Below are 21,242 nucleotides of genomic sequence, written 5' to 3' on the forward strand. Positions count from 1 at the left end.
AACGGGGAGCGCGAGCTCCCCGATGAAATTCAGAAAGCCGAAAAGAAGCCGGGTCGAATTCCCCGAAGGGGGTATAGCTCAGCTGGGAGAGCGCTTGCATGGCATGCAAGAGGTCAGCGGTTCGATCCCGCTTACCTCCACCAAACTTCAGTTTGCGTGGCGCGCGGTTCAAGGAAGAAGGTTCAGTCCCCTTCGTCTAGAGGCCTAGGACACCACCCTTTCACGGTGGCTACAGGGGTTCGAATCCCCTAGGGGACGCCAAGTTTCGAGCTTGGTTACTGACCAGAGATTGAACGAGAAAATCGAAAAATTCTTCGGAAATCGATTTGATCGTTGTCAAAATCAGGTACAGTAACGAAATCGACGCAGCGATGACATCAAGTGATTGATGAAATCAAAGCAAGAAGAGTTTGATGCGACAGATCGAAAGGTCTTGAGTATCTGGAGTGGTAGTTCAGTTGGTTAGAATACCGGCCTGTCACGCCGGGGGTCGCGGGTTCGAGCCCCGTCCACTCCGCCAACACAGTTGAGACTCGGGCGGCGTACCGATTCGATGCGAAAGCATTCGGGGGTATAGCTCAGCTGGGAGAGCGCTTGCATGGCATGCAAGAGGTCAGCGGTTCGATCCCGCTTACCTCCACCAGAACGCCTTCGGGTGTGACGGTTGCAAGGTACGCGCAGTTCGAGTCAAAACAAGCAGGTCCTGTCCCCTTCGTCTAGAGGCCTAGGACACCACCCTTTCACGGTGGCTACAGGGGTTCGAATCCCCTAGGGGACGCCAAGTTTGACAAGGCTTGGCTGCATCGCAGTTCTGTATGGAACTGATTGCTTGCAGCAGAATTTGTTCGCAAATGATATCGATGCACTCAATAGCGTCGTATCTGGAGTGGTAGTTCAGTTGGTTAGAATACCGGCCTGTCACGCCGGGGGTCGCGGGTTCGAGCCCCGTCCACTCCGCCAACATTAAAACCCTGTCGATGCAAATCGGCAGGGTTTTTTCTTTGGTCGTCGCTTTTGTTCTTCAATCAGATATCCGGATACTCGCGCTTGCGCTGCGCCGTATAACTCCACCAATCACGGGGAGGGCCGCCGTTCATGAAATCGACGGCGGCCATATAAGTATCCAGGACGCACGGGTCATGCCGCTGACCGGTGAGTTTGCAAATCCGCTGATACAGCGCGAAGGCATCGGCGCCCACGAGATCCATCGGCTGATGAATCCCCATCAACTCGAAATCCCGCACCATCGCCGGTCCGATGTTGGGAATCTGCCGCAGAGACGCGCATTCGGCGGCCGAGGCTGCTTTGCTGTGCGTCTTTCGCGCGCTCATGAGGGGGATGGCGGCGCTCAGTGAAAGCCGCCGGAACGGATCAGACCGACTGCCAGGCCTTCGATCGCAAACTCCTCATCGGGGGTGACCTCGATCGGTTGGAAGTCCGGGTTCTCCGGCAGCAGGCGAATGCCGTCGGCATGGCGCTGGAAGCGCTTCACGGTGACCTCTTCACCGATGCGCGCCACGACGACCTGGCCATTGCGCGCCTCGCTGATCTTCTGAACGGCGAGCAGGTCGCCGTCCATGATGCCGATGTCCTTCATGCTCATGCCTTTGACGCGGAGCAGGAAGTCGGGCGCCTTCGAGAACATCGAGGGGTCGACGCTATAGTGCTGCTCGACATGTTCCTCGGCGAGGATCGGCGCGCCGGCAGCGACGCGGCCCACGAGCGGCAGCGTCAACTGTGCGAGGCTCGCCAGCGGCAGCGCGAACTGGCTGTGCTCCCGGGCGCGATTGACCTGACGCAAGGCGGTCGACGGCAGGCGGATCCCACGTGCGGTACCGCCGACCAACTCGATGACGCCTTTTCGCGCCAGAGCCTGCAGGTGTTCCTCGGCCGCATTCGCGGACTTGAATCCCAGTTGCTGCGCGATCTCCGCGCGGGTGGGCGGCGAGCCGGTGCTCTCGATGCTGTCGCGGACCAGATCGAAGATCTGCTGTTGCCGGGCAGTGAGTTTGGGCGGTGTATCCACGAGCAAGCCTTTTTTCCATTGAGGACCGGATGTCGAGAACGCGGCGACCCTGATGGTTCAAAAGCCGCCTGAGAATTCATCCAGCATCTGGATTTTTATACAGGAGACGAGAAATTGCAAAGTGTGGCCCAGACCCTCGTGATCATCGGCACCGGCGGGACCATCGCCGGGACCTCCGGCAGCGCGACGGACAACGTCGGCTACAAGGCCGGCTCGCTGTCGGTCGAGTCGCTGGTGAGCGCGGTACCGGCGTTGGCGTCGAAGGCGCTTGAGGCTGAGCAGCTGGCTCAGCTCGACAGCAAGGACATGGATCACGCGACCTGGGCGCGACTCGCTCGTCGGGTGCGGGAGCATCTGGATCGCCCCGAGGTCCGCGGCATCGTGATCACGCATGGCACCGACACGCTCGAGGAGACTGCTTACCTGCTGCAGCGCGTGCTCGCGCCGGAGAAGCCGGTGGTCCTGACGGCCGCGATGCGCCCCGCGACGGCCATCCAGGCGGATGGTCCGCAGAACCTGCTGGATGCGGTGGCTGTTGCCGAAGCCGAAGGCGTGCGCGGCGTCGTCGCGGTCGTGGCGGGTCAGGTGTGGTCCGGCCTGGAACTGCGCAAGACGCACAGCTATCGCCTGAACGCCTTCGAGGCGGGGCCCGACGCTGGTCCACTGGCCGTGGTGGAGGAGGGTGCGCTGCGCCGCTTCCGCGACTGGCCGCAAGGCGAGGCGTTGGGTGTGGGTCTGCTTCCCGAAGACGCGTCGCGGTGGCCTTGGGTCGAGGTGCTCGGCAGCCACGCCGGCTCGGAAGCGCGTTCGCTCGACGCGTGGCGTGCGGCGGGGCTCCAGGGGCTGGTGCTGGCCTGCACCGGGAATGGCACGCTGAATCGTGCGCTCGACGTGCCAGTGCAGGCGCTGAAGGACGCCGGTATCCCGGTCTGGCGAACGACGCGCTGCGCGCAGGGGCGCATCGTCGGCGCGTCCGACGAGCCCGCGGCCGCGCTGTCGCCCTGGGCGGCGCGCATCGAATTGATGCTCACGCTGCTGCGCTCCCGCTGATCTCACCGCGCCAACGAACGCGCGCGCAAGCATGCGCCAACGAAAAAGCGCCGGCATTGCCGGCGCTTTTTTTCCATCGAGAGTCCGGAACGAGCCGGACCCGGATGATCAGACGATCGTCAGCGTGACGTCGATGTTGCCGCGCGTGGCGTTCGAGTACGGGCAGACCTCATGGGCTTCGGCGACCAGCTTCTCCAGCGCGGCGCGGTCCATGCCCGGCACGGAGATCTTCATCGACACGGCGATGCCGAAGGCGCCCGGCTTGTTGGCGTGGGGGCCGATGCCGACTTCGCTGGTGATCGAGACTTCGGCCGGCAGCGCGACCTTGTTGCGACCCGAGACGGCCTTCATCGCGCCGATGAAGCAGGCCGAGTAGCCCGCCGCGAACAGCTGTTCCGGGTTGGTGCCGGGGCCGCCGCCGCCGCCGAGTTCCTTCGGCGTGGACAGATCGACCTTCAGCGCGCCGTCGGACGATTGCGCGGTGCCTTGACGGCCGCCGGTGGCGGTGGCGGTGGCGGTGTAGAGGGCTTTTTCGATGGCCATGTGAGGCTCCTTGGTGGTGATGGGTGAGGGGTGAAAGGACAACTCGGGGTCAGGTCTCGCCATCCTCGTCGACAGTGACGGGATCAGCGGGATCGCGTGCCAGATGGGTCAGTACATTGGCTCGCAATTCATGCAGGCGTCTTGTCAGCGACTCCAGTTCGGCGGGACCGCAGGCGCTGGCGCAGGCCAGTTGTTCGGGGATGGAGACGGCTTGCTCGCGCAGTGCGCGGCCGGCGGGCGTCAGGTGGATCTCGACGCGGCGCTCATCGGCCATGGCGCGGCGGCGTTCGATGAGGCCGTTCGATTCCAGGCGTTTCAGCAGCGGCGTCAGCGTGCCGGAGTCCAGGTTCAAGCGTTGCCCCAGATCGGAGACGCTCGGGCCGTCGGTCTCCCACAGCACCAGCATCGCCAGGTATTGCGGATAGGTCAGGCCCAGGGGAGCCAGCAGCGGCTTGTAGAGCTTCGTCATCGCCAGCGAGGTCGAATAGAGCGCGAAGCACAGCTGAACATCCAGCTTCAGCCAGTCCGTGCCCGCGGGCACCGGCTGGGCGCGGGTCGCGGCCGGGGCGGCGGCGATCTGCGGGTTGAAGCACTTTGTGTTCGGCATGAGCTGAACTATAGCGAGCAATTAAATTGCACGCAATTGAAATGGTCTTTGAAGGCGGTTGACGGGAACTATCGGCGGCGGCGGCGCGAAGTTCCAGAAAGAAAAACGCCCCGGGGACAAGGGTCCACCAGGGCGTCGCTGTGGAGCGGGACGGGCTCAGCCCGTCGCCTGGATCGCGTCCACCTGCTCGCTGAGCTCCAGCCACCGCAGTTCCGCGGCCTCGATCTCGTCGCCGATGGCCTTCAGGCGCTTGCCGGCGTCCGCGATCTGCGCGGGCGTCTGGCCCGCGCCCGACAGCTGCGCTTCCAGCGCGGCGCGTTCGTCCGCCCACGCCTTCATGCGGGCGTCGATCTGCTCCATCTCCTTGCGCAGCGGGCGCGTCTGCTCGGACAGCTTCTGACGGGCCTGGCCGCTGAGCTTGCGGTCCTCGCGCTTGACGGGGGCGGGCGGCGTCACTGGCACGGCGGCCACGGGCGCCGCTGCCACGGCCACAGGGGCCGGCGCAGGGGCGGCGGCCGCGCTGCTGGCGCGCGCGCTGCGCAGGGCCTGCTTGGCCTCTTCCTTGGCGAGTTTCGCGGCCTCCTTGGACCGATCCAGCAGCCAGCGCTGGTAATCGTCCAGGTCGCCGTCGAAGGGCGAGAGCTTGCCGTCGGCCACCAGCCAGAACTCGTCGCAGACCTCGCGCAGCAGCGCGCGGTCATGGCTGACCAGCATGACGGTGCCCTCGAACTCGTTGAGCGCCATCGACAGCGCCTCGCGCGTCTGCAGGTCCAGGTGGTTGGTCGGTTCGTCCAGCAGCAGCAGGTTGGGGCGCTGCCAGACCAGCATCGCCAGCACCAGCCGCGCCTTCTCGCCGCCCGACAGGCTGCCCACGTCCTGGTTCACCATGTCGCCGACGAAGCGGAACTGGCCGAGGAAGTCGCGCAGCTCCTGCTCGCGGGCGTTCGGGCTGACCTCCTTGGCCAGCCGGATCATGTGCATCAGCGGGCCTTCATCAGGCCGCAGCACGTCCATCTCCTGCTGCGCGAAGTAGCCGATCGACAGGCCCTTGCCCTCGGTGATCGTGCCGCCCATCGCGCGCTGCATGCGGGCGACCGTCTTCACGAAGGTCGACTTGCCCTGGCCGTTCGCGCCGAGGATGCCGAAGCGCTGGCCGGCCAGCACCGAGCGGTCGATGCCGCGCACGATGACCTTCTCGCCCTCGTCCGTGTCGTAGCCGACGGACACGGTGTCGAACATCAGCATCGGATTGGGCAGGTTCAGCGGCTCGCGGAACTCGAAGCTGAAGTCCGACGCCGTCAGCACCGGCGCGAGGCGCTCCATGCGCTCCAGCGCCTTCACGCGGCTCTGCGCCTGCTTGGCCTTGCTGGCCTTGGCCTTGAAGCGGTCGATGAACTTCTGCAGATGCGCCATGCGCTCCTGCTGCTTGCTGAAGGCCTGCTGCTGCTGGAGCATGCGCTCGGCGCGCATCGACTCGAACGCGGTGTAGTTGCCGCCGTAGCGGTACAGCTTTGCATCGTCCAGATGCAGCGTGACCTTGGTGATCGCGTCCAGGAATTCGCGGTCATGGCTGATGATGATCATCGTGCCTTCATAGCGCTGCAGCCACGCTTCCAGCCAGACCAGGGCGTCCAGGTCCAAGTGGTTCGTGGGCTCGTCCAGCAGCATCAGGTCGGACGGGCACATCAGCGCGCGCGCCAGCTGCAGCCGCATGCGCCAGCCGCCGGAGAAGCTGTTGACCGGCGCATCGACCTGCGCGCCCTTGAAGCCCAGGCCCATCATCAGCGCCTGCGCGCGGGCGGGGGCGTCGAGGCTGCCGGCGTCCATCAGCTGCGCGTAGGCATCGGCGATGGCGTGACCGTCGTCGGCGGCTTCGGCCTCGGCCAGGGCCTGGCGCGCGGCCATCAGGCGGACGTCCCCTTCCAGCACGAACTCGGTGGCCGGCATGTCGGTCTCGGGCATGTGCTGCGCCACTTCGGCGAGCGCCCAGTGGCGCGGGATCTCCACGTCGCCCTTGTCGCTGTGCAGGCGGTCGGTCAGCAGCGAGAACAGGCTGGACTTGCCCGCGCCGTTGCGGCCGACGAGGCCGACCTTCTCGCCGGGTTGCAGCACGACGCTCGCGTCATCGAGAACGACCTTGGTGCCGCGGCGCAGCACGATGTTGCGCAGCGTGATCATGGGGAAACTCCTTGTTCGTCGTCATCGCCGAAGCCCGCGGCGACCAGCGCCTCGCGGGTCAGCAGCAGGACCTGGTCTTCGCCGGCGGAGGTCTCCAGCCAGGCGGATTCAAGTTGGGGGAAGGCAGCCTCGAAGAAGGCGCGCTCGTTGCCGATCTCCAGGACCAGCACCGCGTGCGGCGTCATCCGGGCGGGGGCGTCGGACAGCAGCGTGCGGATGAAGTCCATCCCGTCGGCGCCGCCCGCGAGGGCGAGTTCGGGCTCGGCGCGGTACTCGTGCGGCAGCGCCGCCATCGAGGTGCTGTTCACGTACGGCGGGTTGCACAGGATCAGGTCGTAGGGACCCTGCGCCGGCGCGAGGCCGTCGCCCTGCAGCAGCCGGATGCGATCGCCGAGCTGATGACGCTCGACGTTGATCGCCGCCACGGCGAGCGCCTCGGCGCTCAGGTCGATGGCGTCGACCGCCACATCGGGCCAGGCCATCGCGGCCAGCACGGCCAGGCTGCCGTTGCCGGTGCACAGGTCCAGCACGCGGGTGGTCTGGTCCGACAGCCACGCGTCGATGGTCGCGTCGGCCAGCAGCTCGGCAATGAAGCTGCGCGGCACGATGGCGCGCTCATCGACGTAGAAGGGCACGCCCTGCAGCCACGCCTCGCGCGTCAGGTAGGCGGCGGGCTTGCGCGTCGCGATGCGTTCGGCGACCAGCGCCTCGACCTTCGCCCGGCCAGCGTCGTCGACGGCGTCGGCCTCGTGCTCGTCCAGCGCATCCAGCGGCAGGTCCAGCGCCCACAGGCCCAGCCAGGCGGCCTCGTCGAAGGCGTTCGTCGTGCCATGCCCAAACGAAACGCCCGCCTCACGGAGGCGGGCGGCCTGGGCCTCGATCAATTCCAACAGCGTCACAGCAGCAGATTCTCCAGGGTGCGTCGGTAGATGCGCGTCAGCGGCGCGATCTGGTCCAGCGGCACGTATTCGTCGATCTTGTGGATGCTCGCATTGAGCGGTCCGAATTCCACCACCTGCGGGCAGAGCTTGGCGATGAAGCGGCCGTCCGAGGTGCCGCCGGTCGTGGACAACTCGGCGGTCACGCCGGTCTCGGCCTCGATGGCAGCGCCGATCGCCGCCGACAGCTCGCCCACCGGCGTCAGGAAGGGCTCGCCGGACAGCGTCCAGTCCAGCGTGTACTCGAGGCCGTGGCGGTCCAGCAGCGCATGCACCCGCTGGCGCAGAGCCTCCGGCGTCGATTCGGTCGAGAAGCGGAAGTTGAAGTCCACCACCATCTCGCCCGGGATCACGTTGCCGGCGCCGGTGCCGGCGGCGATGTTGGAGATCTGGAAGGTCGTCGGCGGGAAATAGGCGTTGCCGCGATCCCAATCGCTCGCGGCCAGTTCGGCCAACGCCGGCGCGGCCTGGTGGACCGGGTTGCGCGCCAGATGCGGGTAGGCGACGTGGCCCTGCACGCCGATCACGCGCAGCTTGCCGGAGAGCGAGCCGCGCCGGCCGTTCTTGACGGTGTCCCCGAGGCGCTCGACGGAGGTCGGCTCGCCGACGATGCAGTAGTCGAGCCGCTCACCGCGTGCGCGCAGGCGCTCGACGCAGACCACCGTGCCGTCACGCGCCGGGCCTTCCTCATCGCTCGTCAGCAGGAAAGCGACGCTGCCACGATGGTCGGGATGCATCGCGGCGAAGTCTTCCGCGGCGACGACCATCGCCGCCAGCGAGGTCTTCATGTCGGCCGCGCCGCGCCCGTACAGGCGGTCGCCTCGCACGGTCGGGACGAAGGGATCGCTGCTCCACTTCGCGAGGTCACCGGTGGGCACGACGTCGGTGTGGCCGGCGAAGACCAGCAACGGACCGTCCGCCGACTGTCCGCGGCGCACGGCCCACAGGTTGCTGACGCGGAAGTCGTCCGGCCCGCTGTCCATGCGTTCGAGCGTGAAGCCCGCCCCGGCCAGCCGCGCGCCGATCAATTCCAGGCACCCGGCATCGGCCGGCGTGACCGACGGGCGGGCGATCAACTGCTCCAGCAGCGCGAGGGTCAGGTCGTCCATCGGTCGGTGGGATCGTGTGTGCGGCGCGGGCCTCAGCCCGGCTGCACGTCCAGCGTGATGGAGGTGAAGTTGGCGGTGTCCTCGGCCGGTTCTTCCCGCTTCGGTGCGCCGGGGCCGCCGGGCTTGACGCCGGGGCCGTCGTTCTGCAGACGCCAGAGCAGGTTGGTCGGCGAGTCGGCAAAGGCCAGACCTTCCTCGCGGGTGATCGTGCCCTCGGTGATGAGGCGGGCGAAGTGTTCCTCGAAGCTCTGCGAGCCCTCGGCCATCGACTTCTCCATCGCCTCCTTGACGCCGGCGAAGTCGCCTTGCTCGATCAGCTCGGCGACGAGCTTGGTGTTCAGCAGGATTTCCGTGACCGGCACGCGGCCGCCCGCGGCGGCGCGCACCAGGCGCTGCGAGACCACCGCCTTCAGGCCGGCGCCCAGGTCGTTCAGCATCGCCGGACGCGATTCCGGCGTGTAGAAGGACATGATCCGGTTGAGCGCGTGGTAGCTGTTGTTGCCGTGCAGCGTGGCGACGACCAGGTGGCCCGACAGCGCGTACGAGATCGCGGCGGTCATCGTCTCGCGGTCGCGGATCTCGCCGATCAGGATGCAGTCCGGCGCCTGGCGCAGCGCGTTCTTCAGCGCGATCTGCAGTGACGCGGTGTCGCGGCCGACCTCGCGCTGGTTGACCAGCGAGCGCTTGTTGGTGAACAGGTATTCCAGCGGATCCTCGATCGTGAGGATGTGGCCGGTCATCGTCTGGTTGCGGTGCTCCAGCATCGACGCGAGCGTGGTGCTCTTGCCGGTGCCGGTCGCGCCCACCATCAGGATCAGGCCGCGCTTTTCGGTGATCAGCTTGGCCAGGATGGGCGGCAGGCCCAGGCTGTCCAGCGTCGGGATGACGTGCGGGATGTGCCGGAACACCGCCGCGATCGAGCCGCGCTGGCGGAAGCCCGACAGCCGGAAGCTGCCGACCTTGGGGATGGAGACCGCCAGGTTGAGCTCGCCGTTGGTGTCGAGCTCGGACATGTGCTGCGGGTCGACGACCTCGGAGATCAGCGCGCGCGGCTGGGCCGGGGTCAGGAGTTGATCCGACAGCTGCAGCATCTGCCCGTTGATCCGGATCAGCACCGGCATGTTGGCCGACAGGTAGGTGTCGGATGCGCCCTTCTCGGCCATCAGGCGCAGGATGCGCTCCATGTTTCCCGTGCTCATGCGGTCTCCTCCGGACGGATGATCTTCTTCAGCGTGGCGTCGTGAGGCTCGTGGGCTCAGGCGCGCAGCAGTTCGTTGATGGACGTCTTCGCGCGGGTGCCGGCGTCGACCTTCTTCACGATGATGGCGGCGTACAGGCTGTACTTGTCGTTCTTCGGCAGGCTGCCGCTGATGACGACCGAGCCGGCCGGGACGCGGCCGTACGAGACGGTGTCCGTCTCGCGGTCGTAGATCGGGGTGCTCTGGCCGATGTAGACGCCCATGGAGATCACCGAGTTCTCCTCGACGATCACGCCCTCGACGATCTCCGAGCGGGCGCCGATGAAGCAGTTGTCCTCGATGATGGTCGGGTTGGCCTGCAGCGGCTCCAGCACGCCACCGATGCCGACGCCGCCGGACAGGTGGACGTGCTTGCCGATCTGGGCGCAGGAGCCGACGGTGGCCCAGGTGTCGACCATCGTGCCTTCGTCGACGTAGGCGCCGATGTTCACGTAGGACGGCATCAGCACGACGTTCTTCGCCATGAAGCTGCCGCGGCGGGCGACAGCCGGAGGCACGACGCGCACGCCGGCGGCGCGCAGCTGCTCGTCGGTCTGGCCGCCGAACTTGGTCGGGACCTTGTCGAAGAAGGTCATGTCGCCGGCGCCCATCTGGCGGTTGTCGTTCAGGCGGAACGACAGCAGCACGGCCTTCTTGACCCACTGGTGCACGGTCCATTCACCGACGGCCTTGCGTTCGGCCACGCGCAGCGTGCCGGCGTCCAGGGCGGCGATCACCTCGTCCACCGCCGCGCGCACTTCGGGGCTGTTGGCGGAGGTCAGGTTGGCGCGGCCTTCCCAGGCGAGGTCGATGATCGATTGCAGGTCTTGCGTCATGGTGCGGGGATGTGTTCGAGGGGATGCGGGGAGAGCGGTGTGAGTGAAGCCGTGAGTGAGGCCGTGACTGAAGCCGTGAACGGTCAGGGCGACGGTTGAAGCTGCTTCACGAAGTCGACGATGCGGCGGGCGGCTTCCAGGCATTCGGCCTGTTCGGCCACCAGCGCCAGGCGGATGCGGCCGGCGCCGGGGTTGATGCCGTGGGCGTCGCGGGCCAGCAGGCTGCCGGGCAGAACGCCGACATTGTATTGAGCGAGCAGCCCCTGGGCGAAGCCAATATCGTTACCGTCTGGCACGGCCGCCCACAGGTAGAAACCCGCGTCGGGCAGGGCGACGTCGAGGACCTCGGCCAGCAGCGGCGTGACGGCGGCGAACTTGGCGCGGTACTGCGCGCGGTTGGCGACGACGTGGTCCTCATCGTTCCAGGCGGCGATGCTCGCGGCCTGGATCAGCGGGCTCATGGCCGAGCCGTGATAGGTCCGGTACAGCAGGAAGCGCTTGATCCACGCGGCGTCGCCGGCGACGAAGCCCGAGCGCATGCCCGGCACGTTGGAGCGCTTGGACAGGCTGGTGAACGCGATCAGGTTGCGGAAGTCCGGCCGGCCAAGCTGCGCGGCGGCCTGCAGGCCCGACAGCGGCGCGGCGTCGGGGCCGTCGCGGAAGTAGATCTCGGAGTAGCACTCGTCCGACGCGATCACGAAGCCGTGGCGGTCGCTGAGTTCGAAGAGCGTCTTCCACTCGGACAGCGGCATGACCGCACCGGTGGGGTTGCCCGGCGAGCAGACGTACAGCAGTTGCGTGCGCGACCAGGTCGCCTCGTCGATCCGCGACCAGTCGGCGGCGAAGTTGCGCGCCGGGTCGGAGTTCGCGAAGGCCGGCGTCGCGCCGGCCAGCAGCGCGGCGCCCTCGTAGATCTGATAGAACGGATTGGGGCAGACGACGGTCGCGCCGGGGCGGGACGGATCGATCACCACCTGCGCGAGCGCGAACAGCGCCTCCCGCGAACCGTTGACCGGCAGGATCTGCGTGGCGGGATCGAGCGCCAACGCATAACGCCGCTGCAGCCAGCCTGCGATGGCTTCGCGCAGCTTGGGTTCGCCGGCGGTGGCGGGGTAGCTCGACAGGCCCTGGAGGTTGGCCATCAGCGCGTCCTCGACCAACTTCGGCGCCGGGTGTTTCGGCTCGCCGATGCCGAGCGAGATCGGCCGGAACTCGGGGTTCGGAACGATGCCCTGGGTCAGGGCGCGCAACCGCTCGAAGGGGTAGGGGTTCAGCAGCGCGAGCCTCGGGTTGACCGGCGGGCTGACCGGAGGCGAAACAGGGGTGGAACTCATGCGCGGAATCATAGGGGGGGCCGGGATCCGCTCCCGGTACTTACATCGACAACGCAGGCTTGCCGATCAGAGTGAACCTCGACATCCCGGCGCGCCACAGCGGCAGGCCAGGCGTCCCTCGTGATGGGTCAGGCCGTAGTCGACGGTGATCTCGTCGCCCGGGCCGAGATCGCGCAACGCGAAGAAGCTGATCTCACCGTCCTCGACCTGGATGCGGGCATTCGGCTGGCAGCTGTGGTTCGTGAACCGCATCGCGTCCTGCGAGCGGCTCGCGTCGATCGCCCGTGCCGGTGACAGTTCCACCAGCATCAGCCGTTGGCTTTCCTGCGCGCGGCGGCGCGCCTCGGCGACGGTGATCGACTCGCCGGTCAGCAGGCCCAGCCGCGTGCCGGCGGGGATGGCCTCGGCCGCGAACACGCCGTAGCCGTCGATGCGGCTGCGCTTGAGCGCGACCGCGACGAACTGCGTGTCCGTGTCGTAGGCCAGGGCCATCCGGTGACGTCCGTCGAAGTTCCGCTCAGCCGCTCAGCGCAGCAGGCCGCTCTCGAAGCCGTGCGCGGGCAGGTCCACCGCCGGCAGCGGCTTCCAGCCCTTCTTGCGGTGCTCGGTCACGACGTTCGTGTAGATGCCGCCGCGGACGTACCACTTCGCGGTGATGCGGATGAAGCGCGGGTTCGTGACCTTCACGATGTCCTCGAGGATGGTGTTGGTCACCTTCTCGTGGAACGCGCCCTCGTCGCGATAGCTCCAGAAGTACATCTTCAGGCTCTTGAGCTCGACGCAGTACTGGTCCGCGATCATGTCGATCGTGAAGTGCGCGAAGTCCGGCTGGCCGGTCAGCGGGCAGTGGCAGGTGAACTCGGGGATCTGGAACTGGATGACGTAGTCGCGCTCCGGGGCCGGGTTGGGGAAGACATGGATCTCCTTGCTCGGGCGGCTCGGCGGATTGGGCGGCATGTCGCGCATCTTGGGCGGGACGGCCGTGTCAGCCTTCGCGGCCTTGATCGGTGCGACCATCTTCAGCTTCGAAGCCTTCAGTGCCTTGGTGGAGGACGCGGTCGACGCGGGCTTGACGGGGGTGTTCTTGGCCATGGGCGGGGGATGAATGCGGGTGGCGGCCGGGTCGCTGCTTCAGAGGGCGGCGGCGGCCGGAATGCGAAGGGCGCGATGGTATCATCCGCCGCGAATCGAGCGCCCCGTCAAGGGGCGTTTCCACAATCAAATCAAAGGCTTAGATCACGTGACGGCTGCGACGGCCGGTGATCCCACCCGATGCGACTGAACTCGATCAAGCTCTCGGGCTTCAAGTCCTTTGCCGATCCGACGACCTTCCAGCTGCCCGGGCAGCTGGTCGGCGTGGTCGGCCCCAACGGCTGCGGCAAGTCCAACATCATGGACGCGGTGCGCTGGGTGCTGGGCGAAAGCAAGGCCAGCGAACTGCGCGGCGAGTCCATGCAGGACGTGATCTTCAACGGCTCGGGCAACCGCAAGCCGGCCAGCCGCTCCAGCGTGGAACTGGTGTTCGACAACACCAGCGCCCGCGCCGGCGGCCAGTGGAACCAGTTCACCGAGATCGCCGTCAAGCGCGTCCTGACCCGCGACGGCACCAGCAGCTACTTCATCAACAACCAGCCGGTGCGGCGCCGCGACGTGCAGGACGTGTTCCTGGGCACCGGCCTCGGGCCGCGCGCCTACGCCATCATCGGCCAGGGCACGATCAGCCGGATCATCGAATCCAAGCCCGAGGAACTGCGCATGTTCCTCGAGGAGGCCGCGGGCGTCTCGAAGTACAAGGAACGCAGACGCGAGACCGAGCTCCGCCTGCGCGACACGCGCGAGAACCTGACCCGCGTCGAGGACATCCTCCGCGAGCTCAACAACAACCTCGAGAAGCTGGAGCGCCAGGCCGAGGTCGCCGCGAACTACCGCAACCTGCAGGAGCAGGGCACGCTGAAGCTGCACCAGCTGTGGTTCCTGAAGCATCGCGACGCGGCGGGCGAGGCCACGCGAGTCAAGACCGAGCACTCGGAGGCGGTCAACGCGCTCGAGGCCCGGATGGCCGAGCTGCGCCAGCTCGAGGCCGAGCTGGAGACCATCCGCCAGGCCCACTACGGCGCCGGCGACGAACTGCATGCCGCGCAGGGCCGCATGGCCGAGGCGCAGATGGAAGTCAGCCGGCTTGAGGAGCGCATCCGCTACGTCGTCGAAGGCCGCCAGCGGCTGGAGCAGCGGCTGCTCGAGCTGCAGGCGCAGAACCAGCAGTGGCAGGACCGCGCCGAGCAGGCGCAGGTCGAGCTCGAGGACGTCGCCACCCAGATCGCCCAGGCCGAGGAGCAGAGCGAGATCCTCGCCGCCCAGGCCGAGGAGCAGGCGATGAAGCTGCCCGAGGTCGAGGACCAGGTGCGCGCCGCGCAAGGCCGCGCCAACGAGCAGCGCACGCAGGTGACGCAGGTCCAGCAGCAGATCCAGGTGCTGGCCGCGGAGAGCCGCAGCGTCGACGAGCAGCTCAAGGGCCTGCGCGGCCGCCGCGAGCGCCTCGCGCAGGAGCGCCAGGGCCTGGCGGCGCCGCAGCACGACAAGCTCGACGAGGTGAAGCGCCTGTCGGTCGCCGCCGATGAACAGCAGGCCGTCGCCGACGCGCGTCTGGCGGAACTCGCCGAAGCCGCGCCCGCCGCCGACGAGGCCCGCCAGCACGCGCAGCGCGAATCGCAGCAGCAGGCAGCGAGGCTGACGGACATCGTCGCCCGCCTGACCGCGCTGCGCGCGCTGCAGGAGAAGGTGCAGACCGAAGGCAAGCTCAAGCCCTGGCTGGCCAAGCACGGCCTTCAGGACATCAAGGGTCTGTGGACGCAGCTGCACATCACGCCGGGCTGGGAGAACGCCCTCGAGGCCGCGATGCGCGAGCGCATGGGCGCGCTCTCGGTCGGCCGGCTGGAGACGGTGCAGGCCTTCGCGTCCGATCCGCCGCCGGCGCGGCTGGCGTTCTATTCGCTGCCCAGCGGCGAGATCGTCAACACGCATCGCGCGCTGTCGCCGCTGAGCGACCTGCTCAAGCTGGAGTCCAACGGCCTGAAGGCGCTGCTGAACGACTGGCTCGAAGGCATCTACACGGCGGAGTCCATCGGCGACGCGCTGGCGCAGCGTCCGAAGCTGACCCATGGCGAGCTGATCATGACCCGCGACGGCCACGCGGTGAGCCAGTTCGCGGTGAGCTTCTACGCCCCCGACAGCGAGACCGCCGGCCTGCTGGCCCGTGCGCAGGAGATCGAGAACCTCGAGCGCGAACAGCGCGCGCAGACCCTGATCGCCGACGAGTCGCGCGCCCAGGCCGTGCGCGCCGAAGCGAGCTACACGGACGCGTCGCAGCGGCTGGCCGTGGTGCGCCGCGAGGCCTCGGAAACGCAGGCCCGCGCGCATCAGCTGCAGGTCGAGTTGCTGCGCCTGGCGCAGCAGACCGAGGCCGCCGTCGCGCGCCGCACGCAGCTCGACGACGAGCTCGGCGAGATCGACGCGCAGCACGAAGCGCTGATGGAACGCCGCATGGAAGGCGAGGCGCGCTTCGAGGAACTGGATCTGCAGCTCGCAACGACGCAGGAAAAACATGCCGAGCTCGACGAGTCGGTGATCAACGCCGAGCGCAAGCTGACCGAGGCCCGCGAGCATCAGCGCGTGCTGGAGCGCCGCGCGCAGGAGGCGGTCTTCAGTGCCCGCGCGCTGGCGGCCAAGCGCGGCGAACTGCAGCGCGGCATCGAGACCTCGCGCCAGCAGGTGCAGGTCAACGAGCAGACGGTGCAGAGCATGGCGCAAGAGCGCGCCGAGCTCGACGACGCCGCCGCGCAGGCCGGCCTGCAGGACGCGCTGGCGCTGAAGATGGAGCGCGAGCAGGCGCTGGCCGTCGTTCGCGCCAACTACGACGACCTCAGCCAGCGCCTCAAGCGCAGCGAAGAGCAGCGCATGACGATCGAACGTGCGCTCGAGCCGCTGCGCGAGCGCATCACCAAGCTGCAGCTCGACGAGCAGGCGGCCGCGCTCGGCGGCCAGCAGTTCATGGAACAGCTGGTGGCGCAGAACGTCGACCTGGAGGCGTTGGCGAAGGGCGTCGAGGACGGCGGCGTCAAGCTCTACGGCCTGCAGGGCGAGATCGACCGCATCAACCGCGACATCGCGGCGCTGGGCGCGGTGAACCTGGCGGCGCTCGACGAGCTGGGCGCGGCGCGCGAGCGCAAGACCTTCCTCGACTCGCAGATGGCCGACCTCACCAGCGCGATCACGACGCTGGAGGACGCGATCCACAAGATCGACCTGGAGACGCGCGACCTGCTGGGCTCGACCTTCACCCAGGTCAACGAGCATTTCGGGCGCATGTTCCCGAGCCTGTTCGGCGGCGGCCAGGCCAAGCTGGTCATGACCGGCGACGAGATCCTGGACGCCGGCGTGCAGGTGATGGCGCAGCCGCCGGGCAAGAAGAACTCGACCATCCACCTGCTGTCGGGCGGCGAGAAGGCGCTGACGGCGATCGCGCTGGTGTTCGCGATCTTCCAGCTGAATCCGGCGCCGTTCTGCCTGCTGGACGAGGTGGACGCGCCGCTGGACGACGCGAACACGGAACGCTACGCGCGCCTCGTGCAGGAGATGAGCAAGATCACGCAGTTCCTGTTCATCTCGCACAACAAGATCGCGATGGAGATGGCCCGTCAGCTGATCGGCGTGACGATGCAGGAGCAGGGCGTGTCGCGCATCGTGGCGGTGGACATGGAATCCGCGCTGGCGATGGCCGAGCAATGAGGATGATGACGGTGATCGCGGCGCACGAAGCGCACGAGGCGCGCGGGGCCGCAGGAGCAAATGAGCGATGACGACGGACTGGAACCTGACGACGCTGTTGGCCGCGCTGGGCGGCGTGGTGCTGGTGGGGCTGCTGGCGCAGGGCTGGTGGAGCGCGCGCAAGGCGGGCCCGCGGCGCGCCGAGCCGATCGTGCCGGCGGGCGACCGCCAGGAGCCCAGCCTGGGCGCGGGCGGCGCCGCGACGGGCCAGTCGCCGGTCACGCTGGACGGCACGGCCGACGGCGAGGCGGTGGACTCGCGCACGATGGATCTGCGCACGCTGGACGAGACGGTGCCGGCGATGGCGCGGGCACGCAAGGCGTCGACGCGGATCGACGCGCTGATCGACGCGATCGCGACGATGACGCCGGAGTCGCCGGTGAGCGGCGAGATGGCGCTGTCGCACCTGCCGGGCAGCCGGCGCGCGGGCACGAAGCCGTTCCACATCGAAGGCCTGAACGCGGACAGCGGCGAGTGGGAACTGCCGCATCCGGGCCAGCGCTACGGCGAGTTCCAGGCGGGGCTGCAGATGGCCAACCGCAGCGGGGCGCTCAACGAGATCGAGTACTCGGAGTTCGTGCAGAAGATCCAGGGCTTCGCGGACGGCATCGGTGCGATGCCGGAGTTCCCGGACATGCTGGACGTCGTCGGCCGGGCGCGTGAGCTCGACCAGTTCGCGGCGGGCCATGACGCGCAGCTGGCGATCGTGCTGAAGGCGCGTGGCGCGGCGTGGACGCTGGGCTTCGTGCAGCAGGGGGCGCTGCGGCACGGGTTCGTGCCCGGATCGATTCCCGGCCGGCTGGTGATGCCGGCGGCCGAGGAGGGCGCGCCGCCGCTGCTGACGCTGAACTTCGATGCCCAGGCGGCCCTGGCGGAAGACCCGCAGGCCTCGGCGCTGCGGGAACTGACGCTGTCGCTGGACGTGCTGCAGACGCCGGAGGCGCTGGAGCCGTTCGCGACCTGGCAGGAATCGGCGCGCAACCTGGCCCGCGACTTCGAGGCCGACCTCTGCGACGACCGCAACCAGATCCTGAACCTGCATGCGTTCCAGTCGATCGGACAGGAACTGTCGGAGCTCTACAAGTCGCTGGCCGCGCGCGATCTCGCCGCGGGCAGCGCGGTGGCGAGACGCCTGTTCAGCTGATCGCCGAACGCGCCTTCGAATGAGCAACGGGCACCCGCAAGGTGCCCGTTGCTCATTCCGGCAGGCCGTTTTCGCGACGTTGACCGGTCCGTTCTGACGGTCAAGCGCAAGTTCGTGTCATCGCGACTCCGTGTTCATCTAGGTTGCAAGCCAGTTCGCAGACCTTTCAGTCATGGCGTGACAAACGCACCATCGGCACAGTGAAGACGTGTGTGTTGATGGACGTGTACCCGGCAACGGGCACGGTGTTGAAGTGATGGAAATTCTCGAACCCGCGGCAAGCAGGCCGCGTCCATGGATGGCGCCTGCAGCCAACGCAGCGCTTACCCTTCCGACCGAGCCCGCTCCCGAGGTCGATCCGAACGTGTTCCTCCTTGCCACGACGTTCGGCTCCAGGGAACAACTGGCCGCGCTGCTGAAGGTCGACCCCGATGTCGTCACGAAGTTGGAGACTGCCCGGCAAGTCATCAGCTTCGTGGCGGCATCCCAGTCCTACCCGCTCTTCGGTCTCTTCCAGGCATTGCCAGGCGTGGCCGGAGCACCGTTGCGCTCGATACTGGGTCGATTCTTCGAGGCGATCGACGCCGGCGACGCATGGATGGACTCGCGGGATATCGGGTCCTTCTTTCGCGTGCCAACGCGCATGCTCGCCTGGGCGACGCCGCTGGAAGTGCTCCTCGGGCATCGTTTGTACGATGCATTGCCGGAGCGCGAGGCCAGTTGGCTCTTCCTGCAATCGCCGGAGTTTCGGCTCGGGTCAGTGCTCGGGGCAGTCAAGGACGAATTGCAGCATCGGAGGGTCCGATGACACCCACCCAGAAACTGCTCGGTGTACCTCTGTTCAACGGCCGGGAGTTGGACCTGGAACTGGTTGATCCCGGCACTGTCACGCTGATTCGTGCCTACGATCATCCCGATGCCGACTGGAATCCACCTCCGGCTCGATTTCGAAACAATCACATCGATCCGCCCGTCGGTCACGAGAATGAATTTGCGGTGCTCTACACGGCATCCAACGTCCAGTCGTGCGCGACGGAAGTCCGCGCCCTGTTCTGGGACTGCTGGTCAAATCAGATTTTCTGGAAACCCTCTGTGGCGACACAACTTCGTGTTGTCCGATTCAGGATGCGGCAGCCGGGGCTCTTCATCCCCATCGATGGGCCGAACCGTCATGTTCTCGGTCTCGAAGGCAAACTTGAGCCGGGCTACGAGTCGTCGCGCCGAATGGCGCTCGAGCTCTTCCGTCGATATGGCCATCTCGTGCATGGCCTGAGCTATGAGTCGTTCCACCGCTTCCAGCCTGGCCGGGTGTATGCCATCTGGCATTCGCGCAAGGAGGAGATGGATTTGCAGCCAAGTGTGGAGCGCCCACGACTTGGAGATGATGTCGAGTTCCAAGCCTTTCTGGCCGCACACCCCTTCATCCGGCCTTTGGGAGAGGCCAGTCCGCGGACCTGGGGTGAGCAACATGAACTGGTCGCTTAATCCCTGGCCGTCGTCGACAGCTCGGGTGCGGTCGCCAACAACCGCCGCACCTCCTCATCCGTCGTCTGCTCGAACCGCTCGTACCACTGCCCGACGGAGCGGAAGCGCTCCGGCGTCCGCGCGCAGATGACCTCGTCCGCGTCCTGCGTGATCAGGTGGCAGGTCTCCGCCGACGACACCGGCACCGCCACGACGATCCTCGCCGGCCGCAATTCCCGCAGCGCCTGAACGCCCGCGCGCATCGACGCGCCCGTCGCCATGCCGTCGTCCACGAGGATCACCTGTCGGCCGTCGACCGGTGGCATCGGCCGGTCGCCGCGATAGAGCTTCTCGCGCCGGTGCAGCTCGCGCGTCTCGGCGCGGGTCACGAGGTCGATCGCGGAATAACTGATCGCCAGCTGCTGCAGCACCTGCGTGTTGAGCACGCGCACGTCGCCCGAGGCGATGGCGCCCATGGCGTACTCGGGCTGTCCGGGCAGGCCCAGCTTGCGCACGACCAGGATGTCCAGCGGCGCTTCCAGCGCCCGCGCGATCTCCGCCGCCACCGGCACGCCGCCGCGCGGCAGCGCCAGCACCGTCACATCGTCGCGATGCGCGTAGGCCGTCAGACGGCTCGCCAGTTGTCGGCCCGCATCGCGCCGATCCAGGAATCGCTGCTCAACAGCCATCAGCAGCCGGGCACGTGACTCCGGATCGGGGACGTCGGAGGAGGGGCGGACAAGCAGCATGGCGTGGGCTTCCGGGGACATGATGGCCTCGCAACGGCGGTGTTTCCATCCCCAGGACAGAGCAAGCCGGATGCCCGTGCCGGCGTGGACTCCCTCGGTTCACGGGCGCGCGATTTGCCGATGAGTGGATTCCATCGAATCCGCCGTCGAGGTCCCCATGCCCAGCAGAACCACCTCCACGTCCTCCACGGGCAGCCGCAAACCGGCCCCGCGCCCGGCCAGTCGGAGCACCTCCGGCGCGAGCCGCAAGCGCGCTTCCAATGCCGACCGGGCGTCGCCCGCAAAGGCGGCGCACACCAAGGCCCGGGGCAAATCCGCCGATGCGGCGTCGACCCGGGGCGACAGCGACGACGCTCCCGCCGCGCGCCGCGCGATCTGGAAGGGCGCGATCAGCTTCGGTCTGCTGCACGTGCCGGTGGCGCTGTATCCGGCCTCCCGGGACCAGCGCGTCGACTTCGACTGGCTCGACAAGCGCACCATGGATCCGGTCGGCTACAAGCGCATCAACAAGCGCACCGGCAAGGACATCGACAAGACGCAGATCGTCAAGGGCGTGAAGCAGGAGAACGGCGACTACGTCCTGGTCTCCGACGACGAGATCCGCAAGGCCTATCCGACCACCACGCAGACCATCGAGATCGAGACCTTCGTCCCCGCGACCCAGGTGTCCTTCGTCTACCTGGAGAAGCCGTACTACCTCGAGCCCATCGGCAAGTCCGGCAAGGTCTACGCGCTGCTGCGCGAGGCGATGGCGGACGCCGGCCTCATCGCGATCGCGCGGCTGGTGATCCACAGCAAGGAACACCTGGCCGCGCTGCTGCCCGCGGGACCGGCGCTGATGATCGGCATGCTGCGCTGGGCCAACGAGATCCGCCCCTGCGACGACCTCGACCTGCCCGCCGAGGGCAAGTCGGCGCATGGCTTCAAACCCGCCGAACTGCAGATGGCGCGCCAGCTGATCGACGAGATGAGCAACGACTGGCACCCCGAGGACTACCACGACGAGTTCACCGCCGCGATCCGCGCGCTGATCGCGCGCAAGGTCGACGAGGGCGAGACGGAGACGGTCACGCCGCTCGAGGCCGCGCCCGAATCGGCGGGCGAGGGCGGCAACGTCGTCGACCTCACCGAGCTGCTGCGCCGCAGCCTCGGCGGGAAGTCGAAGAAGAAGGCGGCCTGAGCGCCGCGGACACGCGAGGAGC

The 21,242-nt window shown here is 67.5% G+C and carries 19 protein-coding genes and 6 tRNA genes; 12 read left to right on the forward strand and 13 right to left on the reverse strand.

All coding sequences use genetic code 11. From position 1 onward, the window contains the following. Positions 1-67 precede the first annotated feature (67 nt). The 6 genes from AC1VNM_RS05700 to AC1VNM_RS05725 all read left to right on the forward strand — a co-directional run bounded on the left by AC1VNM_RS05700 (position 68) and on the right by AC1VNM_RS05725 (position 960). Positions 68-143, forward strand: a tRNA-Ala gene (locus AC1VNM_RS05700). Between the two features lie 42 nt (positions 144-185). Then, positions 186-261: transfer RNA gene (locus AC1VNM_RS05705), tRNA-Glu, on the forward strand. A gap of 182 nt (positions 262-443) precedes the next feature. Next, positions 444-520, forward strand: a tRNA-Asp gene (locus AC1VNM_RS05710). Positions 521-567: 47 nt separating this feature from the next. Beyond that, a tRNA-Ala gene (locus AC1VNM_RS05715) sits at positions 568-643 on the forward strand. 62 nt (positions 644-705) lie between these two features. Continuing rightward, positions 706-781: transfer RNA gene (locus AC1VNM_RS05720), tRNA-Glu, on the forward strand. Between the two features lie 102 nt (positions 782-883). Beyond that, positions 884-960, forward strand: a tRNA-Asp gene (locus tag AC1VNM_RS05725). A 65-nt stretch (positions 961-1,025) separates the two neighbouring features. On the opposite strand, the gene AC1VNM_RS05730 is transcribed toward AC1VNM_RS05725, so the two are convergent. Together AC1VNM_RS05730 and lexA are read right to left on the reverse strand one after the other, a co-directional pair. Next, entirely contained in the window at positions 1,026-1,331 is a 306-nt protein-coding gene (locus AC1VNM_RS05730) for a helix-hairpin-helix domain-containing protein (protein WP_483106170.1), read from the reverse strand. A gap of 17 nt (positions 1,332-1,348) precedes the next feature. Further along, positions 1,349-2,026, reverse strand: coding sequence for a transcriptional repressor LexA (gene lexA, locus AC1VNM_RS05735; RefSeq protein ID WP_377155383.1), 678 nt, complete (start codon positions 2,024-2,026; stop codon positions 1,349-1,351). A gap of 123 nt (positions 2,027-2,149) precedes the next feature. On the opposite strand from lexA, the gene AC1VNM_RS05740 reads away from it, so the two are divergent. Continuing rightward, the gene (locus AC1VNM_RS05740) at positions 2,150-3,076 is read left to right on the forward strand and encodes an asparaginase (protein WP_483106171.1); all 927 of its coding nucleotides are present in this window, start codon (positions 2,150-2,152) and stop codon (positions 3,074-3,076) included. A gap of 108 nt (positions 3,077-3,184) precedes the next feature. Here the strand turns inward: AC1VNM_RS05740 and AC1VNM_RS05745 are convergent, their stop codons facing one another. From AC1VNM_RS05745 to queF, 10 genes are all read right to left on the reverse strand, one after another. Next, a complete protein-coding gene (locus tag AC1VNM_RS05745; protein ID WP_377155381.1) occupies positions 3,185-3,619 on the reverse strand; it encodes an organic hydroperoxide resistance protein in 435 nt (144 codons plus the stop codon). Positions 3,620-3,668: 49 nt separating this feature from the next. After that, a complete protein-coding gene (locus AC1VNM_RS05750) occupies positions 3,669-4,226 on the reverse strand; it encodes a MarR family winged helix-turn-helix transcriptional regulator (protein WP_483106172.1) in 558 nt (185 codons plus the stop codon). 156 nt (positions 4,227-4,382) lie between these two features. Beyond that, positions 4,383-6,404, reverse strand: coding sequence for an ATP-binding cassette domain-containing protein (locus tag AC1VNM_RS05755; protein WP_483106173.1), 2,022 nt, complete (start codon positions 6,402-6,404; stop codon positions 4,383-4,385). After that, positions 6,401-7,303, reverse strand: a complete 903-nt coding sequence (gene prmB, locus AC1VNM_RS05760; RefSeq protein ID WP_483106174.1) for a 50S ribosomal protein L3 N(5)-glutamine methyltransferase — start codon at positions 7,301-7,303, stop codon at positions 6,401-6,403. The genes AC1VNM_RS05755 and prmB overlap by 4 nt, the downstream gene beginning before the upstream one ends. After that, positions 7,300-8,451, reverse strand: coding sequence for a succinyl-diaminopimelate desuccinylase (dapE, locus tag AC1VNM_RS05765; protein WP_377155376.1), 1,152 nt, complete (start codon positions 8,449-8,451; stop codon positions 7,300-7,302). The genes prmB and dapE overlap by 4 nt, the downstream gene beginning before the upstream one ends. Positions 8,452-8,483: 32 nt before the next feature. Continuing rightward, positions 8,484-9,650, reverse strand: a complete 1,167-nt coding sequence (locus tag AC1VNM_RS05770; RefSeq protein WP_377155375.1) for a PilT/PilU family type 4a pilus ATPase — start codon at positions 9,648-9,650, stop codon at positions 8,484-8,486. A 56-nt stretch (positions 9,651-9,706) separates the two neighbouring features. After that, positions 9,707-10,525 (reverse strand): 2,3,4,5-tetrahydropyridine-2,6-dicarboxylate N-succinyltransferase, encoded by an 819-nt coding sequence (gene dapD / locus AC1VNM_RS05775; RefSeq protein WP_377155374.1) that lies wholly within the window; start codon positions 10,523-10,525, stop codon positions 9,707-9,709. Positions 10,526-10,608: 83 nt separating this feature from the next. Further along, a complete protein-coding gene (dapC, locus tag AC1VNM_RS05780) occupies positions 10,609-11,859 on the reverse strand; it encodes a succinyldiaminopimelate transaminase (RefSeq protein WP_483106175.1) in 1,251 nt (416 codons plus the stop codon). Between the two features lie 66 nt (positions 11,860-11,925). After that, positions 11,926-12,351 (reverse strand): SET domain-containing protein, encoded by a 426-nt coding sequence (locus tag AC1VNM_RS05785; protein WP_377155372.1) that lies wholly within the window; start codon positions 12,349-12,351, stop codon positions 11,926-11,928. A gap of 33 nt (positions 12,352-12,384) precedes the next feature. Further along, the gene (queF, locus tag AC1VNM_RS05790; protein ID WP_377161962.1) at positions 12,385-12,816 is read right to left on the reverse strand and encodes a preQ(1) synthase; all 432 of its coding nucleotides are present in this window, start codon (positions 12,814-12,816) and stop codon (positions 12,385-12,387) included. A gap of 315 nt (positions 12,817-13,131) precedes the next feature. Here queF and smc point away from each other — a divergent pair, with 315 nt between their 5' ends. From smc to AC1VNM_RS05810, 4 genes are all read left to right on the forward strand, one after another. Continuing rightward, positions 13,132-16,644: a chromosome segregation protein SMC gene (smc, locus tag AC1VNM_RS05795; protein WP_483106176.1), complete on the forward strand. Its 3,513-nt coding sequence runs from the start codon at positions 13,132-13,134 to the stop codon at positions 16,642-16,644. A 67-nt stretch (positions 16,645-16,711) separates the two neighbouring features. After that, positions 16,712-17,827 carry a cell division protein FtsZ gene (locus AC1VNM_RS05800; RefSeq protein WP_377155370.1) on the forward strand — a complete coding sequence of 372 codons (1,116 nt, stop codon included), beginning with the start codon at positions 16,712-16,714 and terminating at the stop codon, positions 17,825-17,827. 256 nt (positions 17,828-18,083) lie between these two features. Beyond that, positions 18,084-18,635, forward strand: a complete 552-nt coding sequence (locus tag AC1VNM_RS05805) for a hypothetical protein (RefSeq protein WP_377155369.1) — start codon at positions 18,084-18,086, stop codon at positions 18,633-18,635. After that, on the forward strand, positions 18,632-19,312 hold the full coding sequence (locus AC1VNM_RS05810; RefSeq protein ID WP_483106177.1) for an RES domain-containing protein: 681 nt from the start codon (positions 18,632-18,634) through the stop codon (positions 19,310-19,312). Before AC1VNM_RS05805 ends, AC1VNM_RS05810 begins: the two co-directional genes overlap by 4 nt. Here AC1VNM_RS05810 and AC1VNM_RS05815 read toward each other — a convergent pair. After that, a complete protein-coding gene (locus AC1VNM_RS05815) occupies positions 19,309-19,980 on the reverse strand; it encodes a phosphoribosyltransferase (RefSeq protein WP_483109248.1) in 672 nt (223 codons plus the stop codon). The genes AC1VNM_RS05810 and AC1VNM_RS05815 overlap by 4 nt on opposite strands. A 217-nt stretch (positions 19,981-20,197) precedes the next feature. Between AC1VNM_RS05815 and ku the strand changes: the two genes are divergently transcribed. Further along, positions 20,198-21,220, forward strand: a complete 1,023-nt coding sequence (ku, locus tag AC1VNM_RS05820; protein ID WP_483106178.1) for a non-homologous end joining protein Ku — start codon at positions 20,198-20,200, stop codon at positions 21,218-21,220. Positions 21,221-21,242: the final 22 nt, after the last annotated feature.

It is taken from the genome of Mitsuaria sp. MSU3D (assembly GCF_056867975.1).